Below are 23,284 nucleotides of genomic sequence, written 5' to 3' on the forward strand. Positions count from 1 at the left end.
CCCAAGGCCGATGTGAAGACTTAATGTCTCTATTAATTAAAACTCCTCGAAGAAAAGACAATCCTTCAGCTGATAGATCGTGAAAGTTAGCTATTCGGCTTGCATCGACCAGCCCGGAAGGAACCAGCCTTTTTTGGTTTCGATGGTTCGGACATGTTGTACCATATTCTGCCACAGCTTTCTGAAATCATCCCGGTATTCTTTCATCATTGCATCTTCCGTCTCTCGTAAAGCGGCCTCGCTAACGTCCTGAACTTCGAGTATCCAGCAAGGAGTATGCTCGCCAAAAACCACCTGGTAAATGTCCCAGGAATAATCGGTGCCAATGCTTTTGTAAAACTCGATGTATTTTTTAGCGGCTTCAGCAGCTTCTTTTTCATGTCCCGATTTAAGGTAAATAAAGCTCCATTCGTGGAAACCTTTTCCTTCCTCATCCTGCCCGTCGCCATCGGGATGGAACGACAATTCCTTGTTCCACATCACTACTGACTGGCTGATGTTAGAGAGATCGCGGAATTTGGCATCCCCGTCGAATCCGTTTTCTTTCATCTTCTGACTCACATTCATCATGGAGGCATAAAGTTCGTCGATGCCTGCAAAGTTCTTAATTGGCATGGCCCAGTAAAACGAATTCTCGCTGGTTTGATAAGCCCATACCGTCATATTAAGATCCAATTCATTAAAAAGATCAATGGCTTCCTGCTGTACTTCCCAGAACTGAGCCAAATCGGCCGGAGCCACAAACTCTTCCATCAAAAAAATGAGACCGGGATCTTCTGCTTCCTGCGCTTGTAAGTTATTTACATAAAATGCACCCACTACCAGGCACAATACGAGTAGTAAGGAAAATTTCTTCATGGTAATAATTTTTGGTGAAACAATAAACTGGCTAAATGCAGCTTAACCGGGTAATAAGTACTAATCAAGTTACAAAATTTTAAACCCTTATGAAAGATAATGCGCCCGCAAAAGAGAAAAGCCGGTATATCTGAATGAACAATTTGATACGGAATTCGTGCAGAAGAAATAAACGGGATCTGAATTATGAAAACAGTGTTCGAATCAATGTTATTCAGAGCAAAGACAAACGATAAAGTGTAATAAAAATATTCGCTACCGATCAGTTTAGGTTTTAAGGTTAACTTTTAAACCCAGGATCAGTTTACCTCGAACCACTTCAACGAATTAGGTTCAATGATCAGGTAATATTGCTGGTCGTCTTCATTGTACATAAGATCTTCATAGAAATAGTAAGCGGTAAATTCTTCCGATTCATAAAGTGCACCATTTTCAAGATATAGCTCCGCCTGAAACTTAATCACAAGCCTGTCGCGCGTATTTTCAAATTCGAACTGATAAGGCTGTGGCAAAACAAAAGTTCCCTTGTTTTGATCGAATGATGTGCTGTCGACCATAAAATATGGATCATATGAGTACTCATCACCTCCTTGACCGCTGCAGAAAATTTTGCTGATATCACCTGTTATAACAACTTTTTCGGGAGAATTCTGCAAAAGTGCAGGAGTAAATGGGATAATGGCTTTTAAATATATCGTTGGTTCTTCCGCATCCATTTTTGTGTCGTCGCAAGTGGTACTTTCCTTGTCAGAAAAGATATTACAGGCACTAAATGCAAACAAGATCAATATGAGGGAAATCCGAAATAGTTTGAATGTGCTTCTCATCTTAATGCTTATTTAAAATTATGTATCAGACCTTCGAGGTTTCAGATACCCCGAAGGTCTTTATTGGTGAGAACAAATAAACTAACTTTTACCCAATCCTAAAAACGGAGTAATGGCTACTCCAACACCAAATGTTGAATAAAGAACTCCATCATTCGGTCGCGATTAACAGCCGTGTGACCACGATCGGGACCTACCTGCACCTCGAAGCTTTTACCGGCTTTCTGCAGCGCCTGTATCAGCTGCAGCGAGTTCGACGGATGCACATTGTTATCGGTAGTTCCGTAGTAGATCATCAGGAAGCCTTCAAGGTTCTCGGCATAATTACGGAGGTTGGCCGCCTCGTAACCCTCCGTATTATTCTCCAGCAAATTCATGTAACGTTCGGTGTAAATGTTATCGTAGTTACGCCAATCCATAACTCCTGAATTGGCCACTGCTGCATGGAAAACTTCAGGGTGACGCAAAATACAGGCCGCTGCAGTGGTTCCTCCGTACGAAGTGCCAAACACGCCTACCCGATCCTTATTCACATAGGGACGATCGTAAAGGGCTTTAATTCCTTCAGCAAAATCATCCTGTTCAACAATGCTTAAATGACCATACAGTTTATCGAGCATTCTTTTGCCTTTCCAACCGGCATTACGTCCGTCGATATTCACCACCAGGAAACCGTATTCGCAAAGTGAATTGGGAGTAGCAAAATTCTCACGTACAGCATTGGTGGCCGGACCGCCATAATTCGACAGAATAACCGGATATTTTTTATTCGGATCGAAATTGCTTGGGAAATGGATCATGCCGTGCAGTTCAGTTTCGCCATCGGCAGAAGTAAAGGTGTAGATCTCCGTTTTTTTCAGGCTAAGCTCTTCAAATTTGCTTATGTCGCTGTCGGCCAGCTGAGCCAAAACTTTGCCTTTAGCATTCAGCAACTGAGTAAACGGCGGTGTGTTGTGTGTTTCCGCTATATCGACAATGTACTTTCCATCGGGCGATACCGAAACACTGTGTGTAAACGCCGGATCAGTCAGGCGAACATCACCTTTACCATCCAGTTTAACACGATGTAACTGAAGTTTCATATGGTTATCGCCACTGCGCGCCAAGTAATAAAGCTGATTATTTGCCTCATCGATTTTAATCACGCCGGCCACTTCAAACTCATGTGAAGTAATGGGATTGACCAAACCTGCTTTCAGATCGTATAAATAATAGTTCTTGAATCCGTTTCGTTCGCTTTCCCAGATAAAGCGCCGCTGATCTTCGAGGTACTGCATGTACGGGTGATTCTCAGTAAAACTTGCCGGCCATTCTTCACGAACCACCACGCGGCATTTACCGGTTTCGGCATCAGCAGCTGTCCATTCCATAATATCCTGCTTCCGGTTGGTGCGGTGGAATAAAAGCTCGGTTCCATCGGGGGCCCACTCGATCCCATACACATAATGACCAACTACATTATCTTCAAATGGCTGTCCGTCGCGTACATCAACAGTTATTGTTTTCTTTGTCGCGAGATCATAGATCATCAGATCGACCACCGGATTAACCGCCCCAACTTTGGTATAGGCTTCAATATTCATCGAGTCGTAAAGCTCGGTTTGTTCGTACTGCAAGTAATAATTGCGCACCTTGCTCATGTCGAAATGATAAAAAGCCAGCTTGCTGTTGTCGGGCGACCACCACATGGCGTGCAGTTGATCGAGCTCCTCGCCGTAAACCCAGGTAGCCGTACCAAAAGTAAAACGCTTCTCAATCGGTCCTTCTTTGGTAACGGCGTATTCGTCGCTTCCGTCGGCCTTGCTGATGTAAACATTCCCGCTTCGGTAAACGGCTTTTAATGATTTGTCGGGCGAAGTTTCTTCGGCATATTGACGGCCCCGCTGCGGACGACCGGCATACATCCTTCGGTAACGTGCCATCATCGATTCTTCTTCCGGAGCATCGCCAAGCTCCTCTGCTACTTTCTTTTTTAAATCGAATTGGTATTGTTTTCCATCCTGGTTATAGGTGAAGGATTTTCCATCCTCGGCCCAATCGGCAGAAATGCGACCGGGGACTACCGAATTTCGGATTTGTGGAGCTTTTTCCTGGTATTGCTCATATCCGGGCATACTTTTTATCCATTGCTGGGCTGACGTTTGAACAGAGGTAACGAGGGTCATAATGACAACAATGACCGATAAGGCAGATTTTTGATTCTTCATCGCAACTTAATTTCGAGATTTAATAATTAGAACAGCACATAAACATACAGCTGAACAATGAATATTCAAAACATAAATGTCATGTTTTTTAAAATACAGATGCACAAAAATTTATCAGGATAATTTTGAGTAGATGATAAGCTGCGATTCCGGATCTTCCCGCTTACATCGCATTGCCCGACTGGTCGCTCATAAACATATATACAATAGTTGCAAGACAAAGCAGCAAAGTATAAAAGTAAAGCGATTTTAAACTGAACTTTGCTTTCACCCAAAAAAAGGCAGAAAATATGGGAATAAAAAACACCATGCCAAGCATGGGAAGCCAAAGCAATTCGAAAATCGCCCCTGTAAAATCGCTCATGTAAAAATCGTAGTAACGTCCAAATACCCAAAATGCTGAAACCACTATTGCCAGCAAAAAAACGATGCTGCTTACCGTTCGATTATATTTTAAAGATGATTTATTCATTGGGTCGCTTGTTTGCTTTAAAGTTACTACTAATCGGTCAGAAAGAAAATCAGGTTGCAAGCTTACTAATCCTTCAACTCCCTGGACTTCTGAATTTCGGCAAAATTGTTCATATAACCTTATGTCGGTTTCGGAAACCTTCGTTCGGAATAGATCATCAGCGAAATGGCAAACAGCAACAGTACGATTCCGGTAGAATAGGTGATGCTAAAACCCGACCATTCGTACAACTTAATCCCAATAACCGGAGCCATCAAGGCACGCAAGCCGGTTAAAAACAGGTGCACACTCTGGTAATCGGCGGCTTCATCGGGCTGGCAAAAGTAACTGCTGCCAATGCCCCACAAAATGGGCATACTTCCCATAAACAAACCGTTAAAGAAAACGGCCACCATCAGCATGTGATAAATTTTTATACCATACACTTCGGTGTAGCCATTGTAGTATTCGGTTAATGCTGTAAACAGGATAAACAGCATCAGCGAACCAAAAGTAATGATGGCAAAGCGACGCGGATCGCGCTGGCCAATAAAGCGCCCGAAGAATGGCAAAAAGGCAATGGCAACCAGATTAAAAGCATTTTTATAAAAGGCCAAACTCGAATAATTCAGGTGCAGAGCGCGCTCGTAAAAAATGGTGATCACAGCGTGTGTGCTCATCCAGGCAAAACCATACAGCATAAAACCCATTTCGAGGTGCCGGAAGGCCCTGTTGTGTTTAAGAATGTTGAAAATCCGAAGGAATGACTGCTGCAGGGCTTTCCACAATGGCGTGTCGATGACTTCTTCTTTCTGAACAAATTTTATTTTGGTGAGCTGAAAAATGGAAAGAATGGCCAGAATCCCAACAATGGGATAAAATATCTTGTAAGAATTGGGATTCCAGTCGAGCAATAACCCAGCTATGAAAGTGGACAGCAACATGGTTACTTTTTGCAGGGTCACCGAATAACCAAACAGTCTTCCAAAATTTTCGTGCCTGTAATTTCCTTTTAAATATTGATTAACCGAGGGAATAGCCACAATCCTCGACATAAAATAAAGCAGGAATATGCCCAGGAAAAATGTGTGGTAAATAGGCGGAAGTCCTTTATTGTGGCTCACATCGGGGAAAAAGGCCAGGCCTACAAGTGGCAGTTTGGAAACTACGGCAATGCTGCGCAACAAAACTTTGCGGTTGGTATAGCGGCGCAGGATTTCGTTGGCCACCATCGCAAATAAAAACACTACCATGTTAAACTGAAACAGAAAGGCTAGCTGTACATTGCTTCCTTTTAGCGACTTAATAAAAATAAACTCCGTGAGCACCAGGGCTCCGGCAGCAATCCCTTCAATACCGCTGTAAAACAAATGCAGTTTTAAGGTCAGGCTTTCCTGTGGACTTAAATCTTTAAAAATTCGCATAAGTTATATAAAGGCCGCAAATGTAAAAATGTTTACAGAATTGTTGCACGGATTGCAATATAGCGCTGCCTGTTTGGGATTAATTATCTTAAATCAGAAATTACATGTTAGTCCCGGAGGGATGAAACATTTAAAAAACGTAATAATCTGTTATGATTTTACCCCGCAACAAAATTCATCCACGAAGTGTTCTCTTCATAATCATCAACCACCTTCTCACTGTTTTTAAACGTAAAGGACGACATTAGCTTCGTAATCTCCTGCTGGAGAAATGTGACGCTGCCATCGATAAGTTCTTTCTTAAATCCTTTGTCTCCCAAATCAAGCACCTGGTTCAATGAAATTACTCGACCGATGATCTTACCCATATCAACAAGTTTCCGTTGCGGGATTTGAAGATCGAGGTTAAAATCGACCTGTTTCTTTACAAAGTGAACAGCCTTGTCAGTCAGGTCAAAGCTTTTCAGAAACTGAAAAAGGTTACGTTCTTTGGCACGTTTCATCATCTTTACGAGCGCCTCCGAAATTTGTGCATAGAGGATGTCGTTTGATCCTTCAAAAATCTGAAACGGTCGGCTGTCGGCTATACCGCGCCCTGCAATGTGGTTGAGTTTATAAGCTTTTGCGCCTACCAACTGAACCGCCGATTGTGCAGCTTCCTGCATTAAATCGGTAACGACACTTTTTACTGCGTTGGCCTCCATTCCTTCCGAAGACAGATCCACATCGAGGCCGGCTTTTTCGCTGCTGTTGGCACACATGGCCGAGCATATTGTGTACGAGGCCTGCAGATCCGTCAAACGGTGTTGTACCTGGTCGTAATGAAAAAGACTTTTACCTCCAACCATTCTTTCTTTACTGTGGTTCAATGCTTCATCCAGCATGCGCTGAATAAATCCCATACCCATTCCCGGGAATTGCATCCGGCTGCGATGAAGCAAATCGAGCATCATTTTAACGCCGGTTGTATGGGGTACCAACTTATGAGCCAAAGGCAATTGTACATCAATTCGGTTTCTGCCATAAGGAATAGCGTACAGTCCGAGGTTTTCAAAAAACTCTTCTACCACAATATTTTGCCCGGGTGCATTTACATCGCACAGAAAAAAATCGATATCGCGCATCAATTTATCCGAGTTGGATTTTTGCCTTCCCGAAAGTAACCAAAAGTCGGCCCAACCAGTTAATCCGGCCCAATGCTTTTTACCTTGTAAATGAATTTTCGATCCCTTTTCGGTATAATAAGTTTGCATGTTCAGCGCATCGCTGCCATAATCCGGTTCGGTGATCATCAGTCCGCCCATGGCTTTTTCGTTTAAAAAACGATTGAAAACCCCGGCTTTTACCTCGTCCTGACCAAACTTGCCAAAGGGCTGCAAGAACAGTGCTGAATTAATGCCAAAGGTTAAAGAAAGTGCAAGCGATTCATACGATGCCGTTGCCAACAGTCCAATATTCTCTTTCATTACGCCACCGCGGCCACCATATTCTTTTGGAATACCTACCGATAGCGGATTTACCGACATGATCTCACGCAGTACAAAGGGTGGTAATCCCCGCTTTAAACTGAGTTGATCGATATCTGCCCGTACATGAAAAACCTGTTTCATCTTTTCTTTCAGGTTGTCTGCAAATTGAGAAAACGGGATATGCTCAAATTGATTTTTATCGGGTACCGAAACTGATTCGGTTGTGGCTGCTTGCATAAATAAATTATTAGAGATGGTTTCCTTCAGTGAAAAGCCATTGGATTATTTAAACGGATTCTAAACAATTTTGTTTTTAAGATTTGTGCCTATCGTCTGAAAACCTCTAAAACCAATTCCTTCCTAAAAGAAAAAAGCTAAATTTGTTGACTTACCATACGTCTGTAATATTATGTATAAAACTGTCCGGATAAAAAGCCAACTGATAATTTTATTATTAACGCTGTTCGCATTAGGTGCAATCGCTCAAAGAACATCATTTACACGCCAGGATACTTTGCGGGGTAGCATTACTCCCGAACGGGAATGGTGGGACCTGAGCTATTATCATTTAAGCGTGAAGGTGGATCCGCAAGACAGCAGTGTTTCGGGAACCAACCTCATCCGCTACGAGGTGCTCACGCCAAAGCAATTGATGCAGATCGATCTTCAAACTCCCATGAAAATTAGTAAGGTTACCCAAAACGGTGAGGAGATCGACTTCAGGCGCGATGGTAATGTTTGGTACCTCTCCCTGAAACAAGAACAAAACCCAGGTGATACCAACGAACTACTGGTCGAATTTTCGGGGCAGCCCAAGGTAAGTCGTCGTCCGCCATGGGATGGGGGTGTTGCCTGGAAAACAGATGCAAAAGGAAATCCTTTTATCGCGAATGCCAACCAGGGCGCCGGCGCAAGTTTATGGTGGCCCTGCAAAGATCATCCATACGACGAACCCGACAGCATGCTTATCAGCGTTACTTTTCCCGATGATCTGATGGATGTTTCCAACGGCCGGCTGCGCAGCATAGAAAAAAACAACGATGGAACTAAAACTGTCAACTGGTTTGTGGCCAATCCGATCAATAATTACGGAGTGAACTTTAACATTGGGAAATACGCACACTGGCACGAAACCTTTAAAGGAGAAAAAGGCGACCTCGATTGCGACTTCTGGGTGATTGACTACAACCTCGAAAAAGCCAAAGAACATTTTAAACAAGCAACCATGATGCTGGAAGCTTTTGAATACTGGTTTGGTCCTTATCCTTTCTACGAAGACGGTTACAAACTGGTGGAAGTGCCTTATCCGGGAATGGAACACCAAAGCTCGGTGACTTACGGCAACGGTTTCCGCAACGGATTTACCGGTCGCGATATCAGCAATTCGGGATGGGGTGAAAAATTCGATTTTATCATCATTCACGAATCCGGGCACGAGTGGTTCGCCAATAACATCACTTACTTCGATGGGGCCGATATGTGGATACACGAAAGCTTTACCAATTACTCCGAGAATCTCTTTGTCGAGTATTTCTGGGGTAAAAAAGCCGGTGGTGAATACATTCGCGGAAGTCGGCTGAGTATTAACAACGATCGACCAATTGTTGGCGTCCATGGCGTAAATTATTCCGGATCGGGTGATATGTACCCCAAAGGAGCCAATATGCTGCACACCCTCCGGCAAATGGTCGATGACGATGAAAAATGGCGTTCGATCCTTCGTGGATTAAACAGGGATTTCTACCATCAAACCGTAAAAACCAAAGAGATCGAGGAATACCTGATCGAACACACCGGTCTCCCTTTGGATGGCTTTTTCAGGCAATACCTGTACGATGTCCGGATACCGATTTTTGAATACGCACTGATTGATAGTAAGATGCGTTACCGCTGGGGAAATGTGGTGCCCGATTTCAAAATGAAAACAAAAGTGCACATCAACAACGAAATACACTGGTTGGAGCCTTCGCGCCGCTGGAAAGAACTTGAACTGGACAAAAAGATCACCAGCGTGGAGGTAGACAAGGATTTTTACGTGGCTAGTTTTGAACTGGCCCGTTTAAAGGACTAATCAATATTTATTCGTTTTTAATCGGAGTAATTAATACACTTCAGCATTTTCTCCCTTAAAAATATAGGCTGTATTAAACTGCCACGAAAGCGACAAGTACCAAACCTGCGAAGATTTGTAACGACGTAAATCAGAAACAAAATTGTTGTCGGAATAATCGTGATTTAAAAAGTCGTTGAGGTAATATTTAAATTTCAAATTGATTCCTCGGGGAAACTGGACTCCGGCAATCACCGAAGGCATTATCGATTCCGTTTGACTGCCAAACCATTTATTGGTTTTGGTTTTCGAACCTTCGCGGTCGTGACTGCCCCAGTATTTCTCTTTAAAATGAATGGGAAATTCCACTTCGCCACCTCCAAAAATATAGAGGTTTTTATCGAAAGCACCCAGTTTAAGGGCAAGCGGAATACCTCCGGTGTAAACACGGCGTATGATTTTATAGTTTTGATAGTCATTGATGGCCCCGTTGTGGAGTACCTCATCGGAAATCAAACCCACGTTCTTCACTCCCAATCCCGTGTAAAAACCCACGTTTTCATTAAAATCAACGTGCCAGTACTGCGAAATATGAACAGCCATGGTAAAACGTAAAGGAACTCCGGAAACCTCTGCTCCGGGAAATTGTTGCAGGTATTCGTCGCTAAACTCCACAGTACCATTCGAAAAGATCATTTCACCGCTTGTGATAGGATACACTTTCTGAGCCAAAGATCTTCCGAAACCAAGTATAAGAAAGAGAACCAGAAGTAGCGTAATTTTTTTGAGCGAATTCACATTTCTTGTTTTCATTCTATTCAGGTTTTTTAGATGGTGTAATTTACAACAGAAAAATCAAAACTTTATAACTCTGTCTTCTGTCAGGCAGATTCTGTTATTTTAACGTTTGCACGGCTAATAATATTATCTCTAATGTACTGGCAACCGCAACACCATAAACATTGCCATAAAATAGAATTTCTATACATTTATAGCTTTCAAATACAAACTATGGATGTTTCAATTCTGAAAAAAGTTTTACGTCTGTTGCTCTTCTCCACGCTGGTGATTTTAGTATCCTGCTCGAAAGAGGAATCTGAAACTCTGTTGGTGGGTGATTGGGAAGCATTGAGTTTTATTACCTCCGAACCGGTTGACGAAAACATGGATGGAACAGCACATTCCGATCTTTCTGAAGAAATGGATTGTGTTTCAATGGAAGCTTCTTATACTGCACGCGGCAATTTTACCATAACTTCCTACGAAGCTACCTACGACATCGAGATTGTAAATGGAGAAGTGATTCTTACACCAACAGGCTGCTCCCCAATTAACGAAACCGGAAAATGGAGCCTGAATGATGCTGAAACCATTTTATACCTCGAGTTTGATGTTCCCGGGAAAGATGAACCAACGCTGGTAGATGTTCAGATTGAACTTTCGGAACAAATACTGGTGATGAAAGGATTGCCGTTCAGCGACGATGGAAGTATTACCTACACTGTTGAATTGAAAAGAAAATAACTCCGATAAAAGGAAAACCAAAAGTTAAAGGATCAACCATAAGAACAGACCATGAGCCAAAGGAACCGTTACAAAAGCATTTTATTGAACCTGTTTGTTTTACTCGCCACAGTTTATCAATCGAAAGCACAAAGCAATAGCCAGCTTATTCAATTAAATACGGATGAGGAATACCAGCAGATCACCGGTTTTGGAGCCTCGCTTTCTTTTTACGAAAACTGGTTGACAGCTCATCCCAACAAAGCCGAAATTTACGATGTTATTTTTAAGGAATTGAGCCTCGATATTCTCAGGGTGCGCAATGCCTACGACTACGATGCCGGAATGGTGGATCGGGTAAAAGAATTTGTTGATGCCGCAAACGTTTCGCTGGGGCACCCCATTCAACTGCTGGTTACCTCGTGGGGACCACCTGCCTACCTGAAAAGTAATAACGACAGAAGCAACGGTGGAACCCTGAAATACACCGGAAGCGGCAGCAGTATTAGTTTCGATTATGAAGGATTTGCCAGCTGGTGGAACAAATCGCTGGATGATTACAATGCAAAAGGTATTTTCCCCAGCTACATCAGTATTCAAAACGAACCCGACTTTTCTGCAACATGGGAAAGCTGCCTGTTGCAACCCACGCAAAACAACAGCCAGAAAATTGCCGGTTACAATAAAGCGCTCGATGCGTTTTACGACAGTGTTTCTGTGCGCGAAAATGCACCAAAATTTATTGGCCCCGAGTGTATCGGTATTGGTTACAATGCGGTAGAAAACTACATTAATGCTCTCGACTTATCGAAACTGCATGCCATTTCACACCACCTGTATCACGGGGCCGAAGGCGGAAATGTCGCTGACGATCCGTTTACATCCGACGCCTACACCAAGCTTGGGAAATTCCATCCTGAAGTGCCTCATTTCCAAACCGAATATTCTCGTGCCGACTGGTTTCCGCTGGCGGGCATGATATTCCAGTCGCTGGCCACCGAAAGCGTGAGTGCCTTCCTGTACTGGGATCTGATCTGGAGCGGCAGCGGGCTTGTTAACCTGCATTTCCCCTGGGATCCGTCGCAATGGACGAACGATAAAGGCTACAACCGAAACAAAGATTTTTATGTATTTAAACACTATTCAGCATATATTCATCCGGGCTGGACAAGGATAGGGACTTCCGGAACCGGCTATTTTTTAAAATCCACTGCATTCATAAGTCCGGCTAAAGATTCAGCAACGGTTATACTAATAAACCGTTCAGAGACAGAATCAATGGAAGTACAACTCTCGTTGCCCGGTACAACAGTGTATGAAAGCCATGTTTTTACTACCTCGGAAGAAGAAAGTTTTAGCACTACGGCTTTTCTGAACGACACCAGTTTTCATATACCGCCACAATCGCTCTCCACGGTTCAACTTATCCTTTCGCCCCTGAATTCACTTGCCGAAAGCCATTTTCTGCAAAATGAACAGCTGGATATTTATCCTAATCCGGTCTCTTTTTCCACCCGAATAAATTTTTTCAGCAACAAAAGTTCGGAATTTGAACTGTCGGTGTTTGACGTTAGCGGGAAACAATTGACCAAACAACCTAAAGGCTTCTTCCCTGCCGGTGATAATTCCTTCTTCTTTTATCGCGACCAGTTAAAATCCGGTATTTACTTTTTAAAACTTCAAGCAAACAACGGACAAACATTTCGAGGAAAAATGGTTGTTACAGACTAAGCCATTGGTTTATTTGAATGGATTTCTGATTTCAGAAATATCCCGGATTCCCCATCACCGAAACCGATTATAATTCAGCCTATTAAACATTTATCGTGTCAATCAGGTTATAAAGAAGATAATATGGTCTTTTTTATATTGACCTGCTTGATTTGATACTATACCGCTATAACCAAACATGCCGGATATGGGCAGTGAACAAAATACATAACTGTGAAAAAATGAGAATACTATTTTTGATGATTCTCCTGCTTGTCGTTCAGGAAGGAATGAGCCAAACAGCCACAAAAATTTCGGAACAGGTAACAACGTTTATGGCCTCCTTAAGTCCGAATCAGCAAAAACAGGTGAATTACAGTTTTGATGATTCGCTACGAACAAAATGGACAAACCTTCCGGTCGGTATGGCCAAACGCCCGGGAATACGGTACGGTGATCTTTCGGAAGAAAGTATGGTTCAGTTTCATCAGCTACTAACGACGCTATTTAGCTCGCAGGGCTATTTAAAAACAACCAGCATCATGAAACTGGATGATATCCTAAATGAGGTGTACGAAACTGCATATGAGAAGAAAGAAATAAGTGATGACCTGATTGATGAACTCAGGGCCTTGAACTGGGGTTATGGCAATTATTACATCGCTGTTTGGGGCGATCCGGCTGACACAGAACCCTGGGGATTTAAATTTGCAGGCCATCATATTTCCATTAATTTATCCGCGGTTGGCGATAATTTTTCACTTACTCCATTTTTTCTCGGTACTGACCCTGCCGAAGTACACACCACCAAATATGCCGGGCTACGTGTTCTTAGCAAAGAAGAAGATTACGGTTTCCTGTTGATCAATTCCTTGACAAAACATCAACAGGAGATTGCCACTTTAAGTAAGGAAGTACCCGGAGACATCATTACAAACCCAAACAGTTCACAACGATTAAGCTCCTACGAAGGAATAAAAGCCAGTGAACTGAACCTTGAACAGCAGACGTTCTTGAAATACATTATCGAAGAGTATGTACATAACCTGGAGCACAAAAAAGCACATGAATACCTCGACAAATTTTATGATACAAGTTTAGACAGTATCTACTTTGCATGGATAGGAAGTTATGTAGCCCAAAAACCACACTACTATGTCATTAACAGCCCGGTGTTTTTAATCGAGTACGATAACATCGGATTTCAGGGTGTTGGTAACCACATCCATTCTATCTGGAGGGAAAAAGGAAATGATTTTGGAGAGGATATCCTTAAAGAACATTACCTGAAATTTAACCATAAAAATTAAGTAGAACCGAGATCCTACTTTAAAAACCGGTAAAAATTCATTCGTCTTTATCGCCAAATTTTACCTTGCGAAATTAATATGGAACAGGAGTACCCCATTTCAAACAAATGCGCACATCCGGTAAACTATTTGACAACTAGTATGTTATTCTAATCAGCGAACATACCTGACTAAGTTTTACGTGATTTCTCCAAAGTGAAAATGCCGATGAGATTGGTGTCTGCCAGCTAATTATTCGGATTTACATATCTTTTTTTCTTAACTTATTACAAATTGCTGAAACGCAAATGAAACCTGACAACAGTACTAACAGAAATAGTAGTTGACCGAAAAATACAATCCAATAAATTATGATAACTATTTCCTTCAAAATGGAACTGGTCTTTTAAAGATATAATATCATGAAAGCTAAAGCGATAAAAGGAAAATCATCGGAAGAGATTAAAGTTGAACTACTGAATTGTACGAAAGATGACTTTCAGCCAACTCTGGCAATTGTTTTCCCATCGATCAGTCAGGACAGGGAAAGTATTTGTGAACTACTGGACGCTAATGGAATTTCAATATTTGGAGCAACAACAAATGGCGAGTTTATAAACGATGAGCGAGACGCTGACTCAACTGCAATTATTTTGTTGGATATCAATCCGCAATATTTTACCCTGTTTTTTGATGAATTTCAACATGGAAATTATAGTGAAGTCGCGGAGTCAATAGCAAATAAATCACTCGAAAAGTTTCAAAATCCGGCATTCCTGGTAGCCGGAAGTAATTTTAATACCGACGCCGAAGAAATTATTTCGGGACTTGAAAATGTGTTAGGTAAAGAGGCAAACATTTTTGGCGGCATGGCAGGCGATAATTATTCCTTTACCGATCAATTTGTTTTCACAAATAAGCGATCAAGCAATAACGGGATACTTACTCTTGTTCTCGACGAGAACAAAATTCAAATAAAAGGACGTGCAACTCATGGCTGGAAAGCTGTCGGTACACCAAAAACGGTAACAAAGAGCGAGGGAAACCATGTTTATATGGTTGATGATATTCCGGTACTCGACCTGACAAGAAAATATGGCGGTTTAGACGAATTAAAAGTTGGTAGTGCCGGTTCAGTAGAGGAGTTGGCAGCTATTGCGGCAAATTTCCCACTTCAGCTTCAGCGCGAAAAAGGCGCTCCGGTAATGCGACCAGGGTTAAGAATCGACTGGCAAGATGGCTCTTTCTATTGTGGGGGAAAAGTACCACAAGGTTCTCAGGTAAGGTTCTCACTTCCTCCGGATTTTGATGTTATAGAAAAAGTAGTTGACGGACTGAAAGAACTAAAGGAGAATGAAATCCCGGAGGCGGATGCTGTGATCGTTTTTAGTTGCGCGGGGCGTCAGATGTCACTTGGCCCCATGATAGATGATGAAATAAAAGGAATCTACGAGGTCTGGAACGCTCCAATGGCCGGATTCTTTAGCAATGGTGAAATTGCCAGGGCCACCGATGGCAATAATGATTTGCACAATTTAACAGCGTGCTGTGTAGTGTTAAAAGAAAAATAGATGAACCATAACCTTGAAAATATTCGTGAAATAATTCAGCAGGATAATCGCTTATCGGAGGACCAAAAGAATGTTCTTTTAAAATCAGTTAAAGCAGCTGAAAAAGAATTTGAAATCACTTCGTTTAAGCTTGACCGAACAGAAAAAGTAAAACGGACCACCGCCATTTTGCTTGAAGAAACCATCGAAGAACTGGAGAAAAAGAGAAATGCTATTGAACAACAAAACCGTGAACTGGAAATTGAGGCCGCCCTGGAAAAGGTTAGAAGTCGCTCATTAGCCATGCACCATACTTCCGAATTGCAGGACGTGATTAATACGGTTCATCAGCAATTAAAAAGCTTGAATATTGCCATCACCGGGGGCGCATTTATTGCCATCAACAAAGAAAATAAAGCAGATCTTAACTGCTGGGGAGCCGGTGGCACAGCAGAGTATGTTGAACGTGTTCACATCCCTTTTTATGCCCCGCCCATTTATTCAGGGCTTATAGAAGGAATAAAAAAGGGCCCGGGATTTTTTACAGAGGAATTCCCGTATGAAGAGAAGATGAAATTTTTCGAACACCTTTTCAAACATCCACCTTATACTGAGGCTCCTCCTGAACGCAAAAAGGAAATTCTATCGAGGCAGGGAGGTTACACCCGATCCTCTATTGTTTCAAATCACACCACAATATTTATCATTAACCATCATGGAAGAAAGTTCTCAGAAGAAGAAAATGATATTTTAAGGCGATTCGGAAAAGTTTTTGAGCAATCCTATACCCGCTTCCTCGATCTGCGCAAGGCTGAAGCGCAAGCACGCGAAGCGCAGATAGAAGCTGCCAGGGAAAGAGTGCGGTCGAGAAGTATGGCCATGCGCAAAAGTGAAGAGTTAAATGAAGTTGTTTCCGTTGTATTCGAACAATTACAGGCACTTGATTTTGCTATGGACGGAGCTGCTTTTATTGCAACAAGGATAAAAGAATTCAAGGGTTTTGACTTCTGGATGGAAGATAAAACAACACAGCCAGCGCGATTCAGATTACCTTACTATGACGCTCCGTCAATCAACGATTTCTATGATGCCTGGGATAATAAAAAGGATTTCGTTTCAAATATATACGGGAAAGAAAAAAACATTTGGTTCGAATACGCCTTTAAACACACTAATTTGAAAATCGTTCCGCAGGACCGCAAAGAATGGATACTGGCACAAACTCATCTGACCCAAGCTTTTGCCATTCAAAAAAACTCGATGATAGGCATTCATATACATCATGCCAAAACACTAAGCGATCAGGAAATCGATATCCTCAAGCGCTTCTCAAAAGTATTTGAACAGGCTTACACCCGTATCCTCGATCTCCAAAAAGCAGAAGAACAGGCAAGAGAAGCAGAAATAGAAGCAGCGCTCGAACGAGTTCGCGCCCGGACAATTACCATGCAAAAATACGATGATTTGCTTGGCGTCCTCAAATTATTGGCAGATCAGTTGGTAAAACTTGGGATTCCCCTGGAAATTGCCAATTTCAGTGATGGGTTACCGCAGCCGGGAGATGATTGGAACTTGTGGTTTTATATGAATCTCGATGGAGATTCTTTTTTAGATTCAGTTACTTTTCCGCATACTGACCATCCTTTTTTTCATCGCATAGAAGCAGCAATTGATATCTACAAAAACGGAGGTTCCAATCTTAACAAGGAAATATTCACAAAAAAAGAAAAGGATGCTTGGATAGAATATTCTTATACGCAACCCAAATTTGTCGACTCGCCACAGGAAATGAAAAAGTATTTGCTGGACAAACCGGGTCATGCCTGGTCGGCAGTGTTTTTAAAAGATTCATGGGTATCAATTATCAAAAACATTAGCACTCCGTTTACTGATGAGGAAGATGCATTGCTAAGAAGGTTTGCCAAAATTTTTGGTCAGGCATACACTCGTTTCCAGGACCTGAAGAAAGCAGAAAAACAAGCCCGCGAAGCAGAAATTGAAATGTCTTTGGAAAGGGTACGTGCCAAAGCCATGGCTATGCGGAACAGTAGCGATATTCCGGGTGCGGTTGCTATTGTGTTTAAGGAACTAAGCCGATTGGGAATTGAAATGGAAAGAAACGGAATTGTGCTCATTTCCGAGGAAACTCCTCTGATGGAAGTCTGGTCTACTCCGTTGGATGCGCAGGATCAGGAAGATGTTCAGATCGTTGCCGGATTATTAGATTCAAGAATCCATCCCTTATTGCAGGGAGTATATGATCAGTGGAAATCAGGGAAAGAATATTTTTACTATGAATTGGTCGGCAATGAGGTGCAGAAATACTATGAATTACTAAAGAAACAAAAGGACTACCGTTTCCCCACGATCGAGAAATATCCGGATTTTCAGGTTGCTAACGGTTTTCTTTTCAAGGAAGGTCAGATCTTCGTTTTCACAAAAAAACATTTGACTAAAGAAGAAAAGGAAATATTTTATCGCTTTACAAATGTTTTCTCTCATACCTACCGGCGCTATGTCGATATTGTAAAAGCCGAAAAACAGGCCCGCGAAGCTGAAATCGAAATGTCGCTGGAACGTATTCGTGCCAAAGCCATGGCTATGCGAAGCAGCCAGGATATTTCAGATGCTGTTGCTATTGTATTTAATGAACTTGCGCGGCTTGGTATTCTTATGGAAAGATGCGGCATTTGTATTTTTAACAATCCTCCGGAAGGAGAATTATGGTCAACACCTCTATCACCCGAAAACAAACAGGTAATAGAAGTGCTCAGCGGGAAACTGAATTTTGAAATTCATCCCATGTTAGCAGGAGCACTCGAAAGCTGGAAGAACAAGAAGGATTATTATTCCTATGCTTTAAAAGGCGATGAAGTGCCCAAATATTATGAAGTTCTGAAAAAAGCTCCGGATTATCGTTTTCCCTTGGTAGAGAACTACCCCGACTGTTCGATTCTCAATACCTTCAATTTTAACGAAGGCCTGTTGTTTGCTTATTCTGTAGAACCTTTAACGGAAGAAGAACTGAATATTTTTCTTCGCTTTACCAAAGTATTTTCCCTCACTTTCCGAAGGTACCAGGATTTGCAAAAAGCAGAAAAACAAGCCCGCGAAGCACAAATTGAAGCTGCGCTGGAAAGAGTAAGAGCTCGAAGTATGGCCATGCACAAAAGCGATGAACTGACAAAAGTAGTGAGCCTGGTATTCCAACAGTTAAAATTGCTGAATATAAATGCTGACACGACCTACATTCATACTGACATCAAAAACAAAAAAGTCGTTTCACTGTGGATTGCAAATGAATCGTACACCCGGTTAATACACATTCCATATTTTCAACATCCGGTAAATGATTCAATATTGAAAGCGTATGAGAAAGGGATTCCCTTCATTTCAGATTCCTTCACTTTTGAAGAAAAGCACAGCTATTTTAAACATGCTTTTAAATATTCCGATTTGCAAGACATCCCTGAAAAGCGAAAAAAATATATTCTTGATGGGCCAAATTATTATCGTTCGTCAGCTATAAATAAGTATTCCAGCATTTCAACCAACAACTATTATGGTCAAAAATTAAGTCACGAAGAAAATGATATTTTAATTCGGGTTGCAAAAGTATTCGAACAAGCTTACACCCGTTTTCTTGATTTACAAAAAGCAGAATTACAGGCTCGTGAATCGAAGAAACAAGCATCATTGGATCGTGTTCGTGGTGAAATTGCAAGTATGCGTACCTCTGAAGACCTGAACCGCATTACCCCGGTAATCTGGCGCGAACTGCAGGCACTTGAAGTTCCGTTTATCCGTTGTGGCGTTTTTATTGTCGACGAGAAAGATCAGAAAGTAAAAGTGTATTTATCGACACCTGAAGGCAAGGCTCTCGCTGCCTTAAACCTTTCGTTTGATGCCAACGAGCTCACCCAAAACACCCTTGAGCACTGGCGAAAAAAACGAATTTTTCATACCCACTGGAACCGTCAGGCCTTCATCGAATGGACAAAATCGATGATGGATATCGGGCAGGTACAAAGTGCCGAAAGATACCAGGGCGCTTCGGATGCACCTGAATCTTTAAATCTCCATTTTGTTCCTTTCAAACAGGGCATGTTATACGTAGGTGATGGTTCTCCTCTATCCGATGATAATATTGAACTGGTTAAAACGCTTGCTCAAGTATTCTCCATTGCCTTTGCCAGATACGAAGATTTTAAATACCTGGAAGAAGCCAAAAACAAAATCGAGAACACTTTAAGCGAATTAAAGGCAGCACAATCGCAATTGGTCCAGTCCGAAAAAATGGCATCGCTCGGAGAGTTGACCGCCGGAATCGCCCACGAGATTCAAAATCCGCTCAACTTCGTTAACAACTTTTCGGAAGTAAGTACCGAATTGCTCGATGAATTGAAAGAGGAAATTGAAAACGGCAACAACGAGGAAATAAATGAGATTATTGGTGATGTCATTCAGAACCTCGAAAAGATCCTGCATCACGGGAAACGGGCCGAAGGGATTGTAAAAAGTATGCTTCAACACAGCCGTGGAAGTAGCGGCGAAAAAGAGATCACGGATATTAACGCGTTGGCCGATGAGTATTTACGATTGTCGTTTCATGGTTATCGGGCCAAAGACAAATCTTTTAATTCCGATTATAAGCTGGAACTTGATGAGTCGCTTCCAAAAATTGAAGTGGTTCCTCAGGATATTGGCCGGGTATTACTTAACCTGATCAACAATGCATTTCAGGCGGTTTCAGAAGCTCGAAACAGGAAGCCCGACGCGGGAAGTAAAGACTATAAGCCGGAGGTTACAATAAGTACAAAAAAATTAGTAGACAAGATAGAAATACGAGTGACCGATAATGGTCCCGGTATCCCTGAAGATATAAAGGAAAAAATATTCCAGCCCTTTTTCACCACAAAACCAACAGGGCAAGGTACCGGGCTGGGATTGAGTTTGAGCTATGATATTGTGAAAGCACACGGAGGAACCATATCCGTTGAATCGAATGAAAACAGCGGAACCAATTTTATAATAACTCTTAAAACAACATGATCATGCACACCTATTCACACTTTAAAACCCTGTTGTTTTTTGTTTTACTTTGTAGCATTCTTCCTCCGGCAACCTTTGCCCAAAAAGCCGTATTAAAACATTCCTACACGTTCGATGATAACACGCCTGACGATGTCGTCGGGAATGCTGATGGAGTTTTGAAAGGAGGAAAGATAGAGGAAGGCAAATATATCACGACAAAAGACAGCCAATACATTGAGCTTCCGGCCAAACTGATAAAAATTAATTCATACACCTCCCTTTCGTTGGAAGCCTATATCGAGGCAGGAAAGGGCAATGCTTACAACACGGTGTTGTCCTATTTTGGAAACGTGAAAGGACGTTTTGGTACTGATTATATTTTTCAATCCGCAATAAATACAGGATTTACCCGGTCGGATATTTCCTGTAAAAATCCTTCGACACCCTGGACTACATTAACTTCCACCAGATGCAACCCATTAGATGACGGACTTCCACACCATATTGTGACAACGTTTGACAACAAAGTGCTGAATCTTTATGTGGATGGGCTTCTGGTCGACTCACAAACAAATGAGGAATTTCCAGACAACCTCCTGGCAAATATTGGAGACCAGGTGGCTTACCTGGCCAAAAGCGGTTATAAAAACGATCAAACCTGGCTTGGAGCTATCGATGCCTTTAATATTTATGAAGGAATACTGGATGCAGCAAACATTGAAAAATCAGCGCAAGCTTATCTTCCTGCAAAGGTTATAGCTGTTCGCAATCAGTTAACTGACCTGATTTCAATACATAGTTGGTTTAATCAAACAAGACTTGACACTCTGAATTTAGGAGTTGTGTTGGTTAACGATTGGAAATATCATTCGGGTGATGACGTGGATCGCAGGACAAAAGACTTCGATGACAGCTCCTGGACATTTGTGAATAGCAATTTTAATGTAGATAATATAAACGGAAAATCATGGGAGGGAATCGGTTGGTTCCGCAAAAAAATTCGAATCGATTCTACGCTTTATAACAAAGCCGTGGCTATAGCAATAAGGCAAACAGCCGCTTCGCAAATTTACCTGAATGGCAAACTCATCCAAAGCTTTGGACAAATCGGTTCCGATTCAATAAATGAAAAACTCTATAATCCAAATGGCAATCCTTTTATTGCTGAATTTGACACTTCATCCATCCAGGTTATTGCCATTCGCTATTCCAATCAAAAAGCGCTGCAGGATTACAAAAGATATGGCAACGCTGCAAAATTTATCGGATTCACCTTAAGGGTTGGTAAAACGGATAAGCTTATTAATTCATCTATTGAAGAAAATATTTCAAACACGTCTTTGTTTACAGCTTTCACTGTTTTCTTTTTGGCATTCACCTTGCTAAACCTGCTTATGTTTTTCTTTTATTCTAAAGGGAAAGAGAATTTTTACTTTGCCTTGTATACCGGTTCAGCCACACTGATATTCGGATTTCTTGCTTACGGTAACATTAGCCATCAAATTTCAACTATTTCCTATTTGATGCAGCTTGTTGTTATTATGATTGTCCCACTTTTAATGGCAAGCTATGTTTTTTTCCTTTACACGGTTTTTTACAAAAAAATGCCCCGGCAATATTGGCTAATTGTAGTTGTTGGCACATTAATTTCTTTAATTAGTATAACACCATTGCGATCGAAATTTAATTTTGCCTATTTACTTGTTCCTTTTATTTTACTTCTCATAATAGAAGGTTTCAGAGTGATTATAAGGGCGATCGTTCAAAAAAAACGAAATGCCTTGGTTATCGGCACCGGTGTAGCCATTTTCTCTTCAGCAATAATGCTATTTGCTTATACAGCAATATTCTCCACCAGTATTTCAGAATTCTTTGGCATCATTATTATCTTTTCAGGTATTTTTAGTCTGCCAGTAACCATGTTAATATATCTGGCTCGTGAAAGGGCAAAAACAAAAGTCGATCTTGAGAACCGGATAGTTGAGGTTCAGAAATTATCAGACAAAGCCATCGAGCAGGAAAAACGAGAAGGCGAACTTAAAGTAGAAAATGCCCGGAAAGAAGTAGAATTAAAAAAGGCCGCCGAACTGAAATCGGCGTACGAAAACCTTGAAATTGTCCACAAAAACCTGAAAGCCACCCAGAAACAACTCATCCAATCCGAAAAAATGGCCTCACTGGGTGAACTCACAGCCGGAATCGCCCACGAAATTCAGAACCCGCTCAATTTTGTAAATAATTTTTCGGAAGTGAGCAATGAGCTTGTTGATGAAATGAACGAAGAACTGGACAAAGGTGATGTGGAAGAAGCAAAAACAATTTCAAACGACATCAAGCAAAACCTGGAGAAGATCAATCATCACGGCAAACGCGCCGAATCAATCGTAAAAGGGATGTTACTTCACAGCCGTGGCAGTACAGGCCAAAAGGAACTTACCAACATAAACGCACTTGCTGATGAATATTTACGCTTGTCGTACCACGGATTCCGGGCAAAAGACAAATCGTTTAATGCCGATTTCAAACTCGAAGCTGATGAAAATCTTCCGAAAATAGAAGTTGTGCCACAGGATATCGGACGAGTTCTGCTTAACCTGATAAACAATGCATTTTTCGCTGTGAATGAAAAAGTTAAGCATAGCGAAAACTCTTATAAACCTTTAGTTGTTGTACAAACAGCGAAGACCTTAAATGGAATTGAAATCAGGGTTAACGACAACGGCCCCGGAATTCCCGACAGTGTCAGAGAGAAGATTTTTCAACCTTTTTATACTACAAAGCCAACCGGACAGGGAACCGGACTCGGATTGAGTTTGAGTTATGATATTGTGAAAGCGCACGGAGGTGAACTGAAATTAATTTCAGATCCGGCCACCGGAACAACTTTCATTATAACACTTAACAAAGAATAA

Annotated in this window: 14 protein-coding genes; 7 read left to right on the top strand and 7 right to left on the bottom strand. The window is 41.7% G+C overall.

Going from position 1 to position 23,284, the window contains the following annotated elements; genetic code table 11:
* Window positions 1–90: 90 nt before the first annotated feature.
* The 6 genes from WFY05_RS06170 to WFY05_RS06195 all read right to left on the bottom strand — a co-directional run bounded on the left by WFY05_RS06170 (window position 91) and on the right by WFY05_RS06195 (window position 7,473).
* Window positions 91–858 carry a hypothetical protein gene (locus tag WFY05_RS06170; RefSeq protein ID WP_340111885.1) on the bottom strand — a complete coding sequence of 256 codons (768 nt, stop codon included), beginning with the start codon at window positions 856–858 and terminating at the stop codon, window positions 91–93.
* 299 nt (window positions 859–1,157) lie between these two features.
* Complete coding sequence (locus tag WFY05_RS06175; protein WP_340111887.1) at window positions 1,158–1,685, bottom strand: hypothetical protein; 528 nt, start codon at window positions 1,683–1,685, stop codon at window positions 1,158–1,160.
* Between the two features lie 116 nt (window positions 1,686–1,801).
* Window positions 1,802–3,892 carry a S9 family peptidase gene (locus WFY05_RS06180; RefSeq protein WP_340111888.1) on the bottom strand — a complete coding sequence of 697 codons (2,091 nt, stop codon included), beginning with the start codon at window positions 3,890–3,892 and terminating at the stop codon, window positions 1,802–1,804.
* Window positions 3,893–4,055: 163 nt separating this feature from the next.
* Window positions 4,056–4,364: a hypothetical protein gene (locus tag WFY05_RS06185; RefSeq protein WP_340111889.1), complete on the bottom strand. Its 309-nt coding sequence runs from the start codon at window positions 4,362–4,364 to the stop codon at window positions 4,056–4,058.
* Between the two features lie 119 nt (window positions 4,365–4,483).
* Window positions 4,484–5,767 (bottom strand): MFS transporter, encoded by a 1,284-nt coding sequence (locus tag WFY05_RS06190; protein ID WP_340111890.1) that lies wholly within the window; start codon window positions 5,765–5,767, stop codon window positions 4,484–4,486.
* A gap of 158 nt (window positions 5,768–5,925) precedes the next feature.
* Window positions 5,926–7,473 (bottom strand): acyl-CoA dehydrogenase family protein, encoded by a 1,548-nt coding sequence (locus WFY05_RS06195; RefSeq protein ID WP_340111891.1) that lies wholly within the window; start codon window positions 7,471–7,473, stop codon window positions 5,926–5,928.
* 172 nt (window positions 7,474–7,645) lie between these two features.
* Here WFY05_RS06195 and WFY05_RS06200 point away from each other — a divergent pair, with 172 nt between their 5' ends.
* Window positions 7,646–9,307 (top strand): M1 family metallopeptidase, encoded by a 1,662-nt coding sequence (locus tag WFY05_RS06200; protein ID WP_340111892.1) that lies wholly within the window; start codon window positions 7,646–7,648, stop codon window positions 9,305–9,307.
* Between the two features lie 30 nt (window positions 9,308–9,337).
* On the opposite strand, the gene WFY05_RS06205 is transcribed toward WFY05_RS06200, so the two are convergent.
* Complete coding sequence (locus WFY05_RS06205) at window positions 9,338–10,099, bottom strand: hypothetical protein (RefSeq protein ID WP_340111893.1); 762 nt, start codon at window positions 10,097–10,099, stop codon at window positions 9,338–9,340.
* Window positions 10,100–10,297: 198 nt separating this feature from the next.
* Here WFY05_RS06205 and WFY05_RS06210 point away from each other — a divergent pair, with 198 nt between their 5' ends.
* The 6 genes from WFY05_RS06210 (at window position 10,298) to WFY05_RS06235 (ending at window position 23,284) form a co-directional block, all read left to right on the top strand.
* Window positions 10,298–10,810 (top strand): hypothetical protein, encoded by a 513-nt coding sequence (locus WFY05_RS06210; protein ID WP_340111894.1) that lies wholly within the window; start codon window positions 10,298–10,300, stop codon window positions 10,808–10,810.
* Between the two features lie 51 nt (window positions 10,811–10,861).
* Window positions 10,862–12,520 (top strand): T9SS type A sorting domain-containing protein, encoded by a 1,659-nt coding sequence (locus tag WFY05_RS06215; RefSeq protein WP_340111895.1) that lies wholly within the window; start codon window positions 10,862–10,864, stop codon window positions 12,518–12,520.
* 221 nt (window positions 12,521–12,741) lie between these two features.
* Window positions 12,742–13,809: a DUF3500 domain-containing protein gene (locus tag WFY05_RS06220; protein ID WP_340111896.1), complete on the top strand. Its 1,068-nt coding sequence runs from the start codon at window positions 12,742–12,744 to the stop codon at window positions 13,807–13,809.
* A 401-nt stretch (window positions 13,810–14,210) separates the two neighbouring features.
* Entirely contained in the window at window positions 14,211–15,359 is a 1,149-nt protein-coding gene (locus tag WFY05_RS06225) for an FIST signal transduction protein (protein WP_340111897.1), read from the top strand.
* Window positions 15,360–20,390 carry a sensor histidine kinase gene (locus WFY05_RS06230; protein WP_340111898.1) on the top strand — a complete coding sequence of 1,677 codons (5,031 nt, stop codon included), beginning with the start codon at window positions 15,360–15,362 and terminating at the stop codon, window positions 20,388–20,390.
* Window positions 20,391–20,392: 2 nt separating this feature from the next.
* Window positions 20,393–23,284: an ATP-binding protein gene (locus tag WFY05_RS06235; RefSeq protein ID WP_340111899.1), complete on the top strand. Its 2,892-nt coding sequence runs from the start codon at window positions 20,393–20,395 to the stop codon at window positions 23,282–23,284.

This window comes from Maribellus mangrovi (genome assembly GCF_037646455.1).
Classification (GTDB): domain Bacteria; phylum Bacteroidota; class Bacteroidia; order Bacteroidales; family Prolixibacteraceae; genus Draconibacterium; species Draconibacterium mangrovi_A.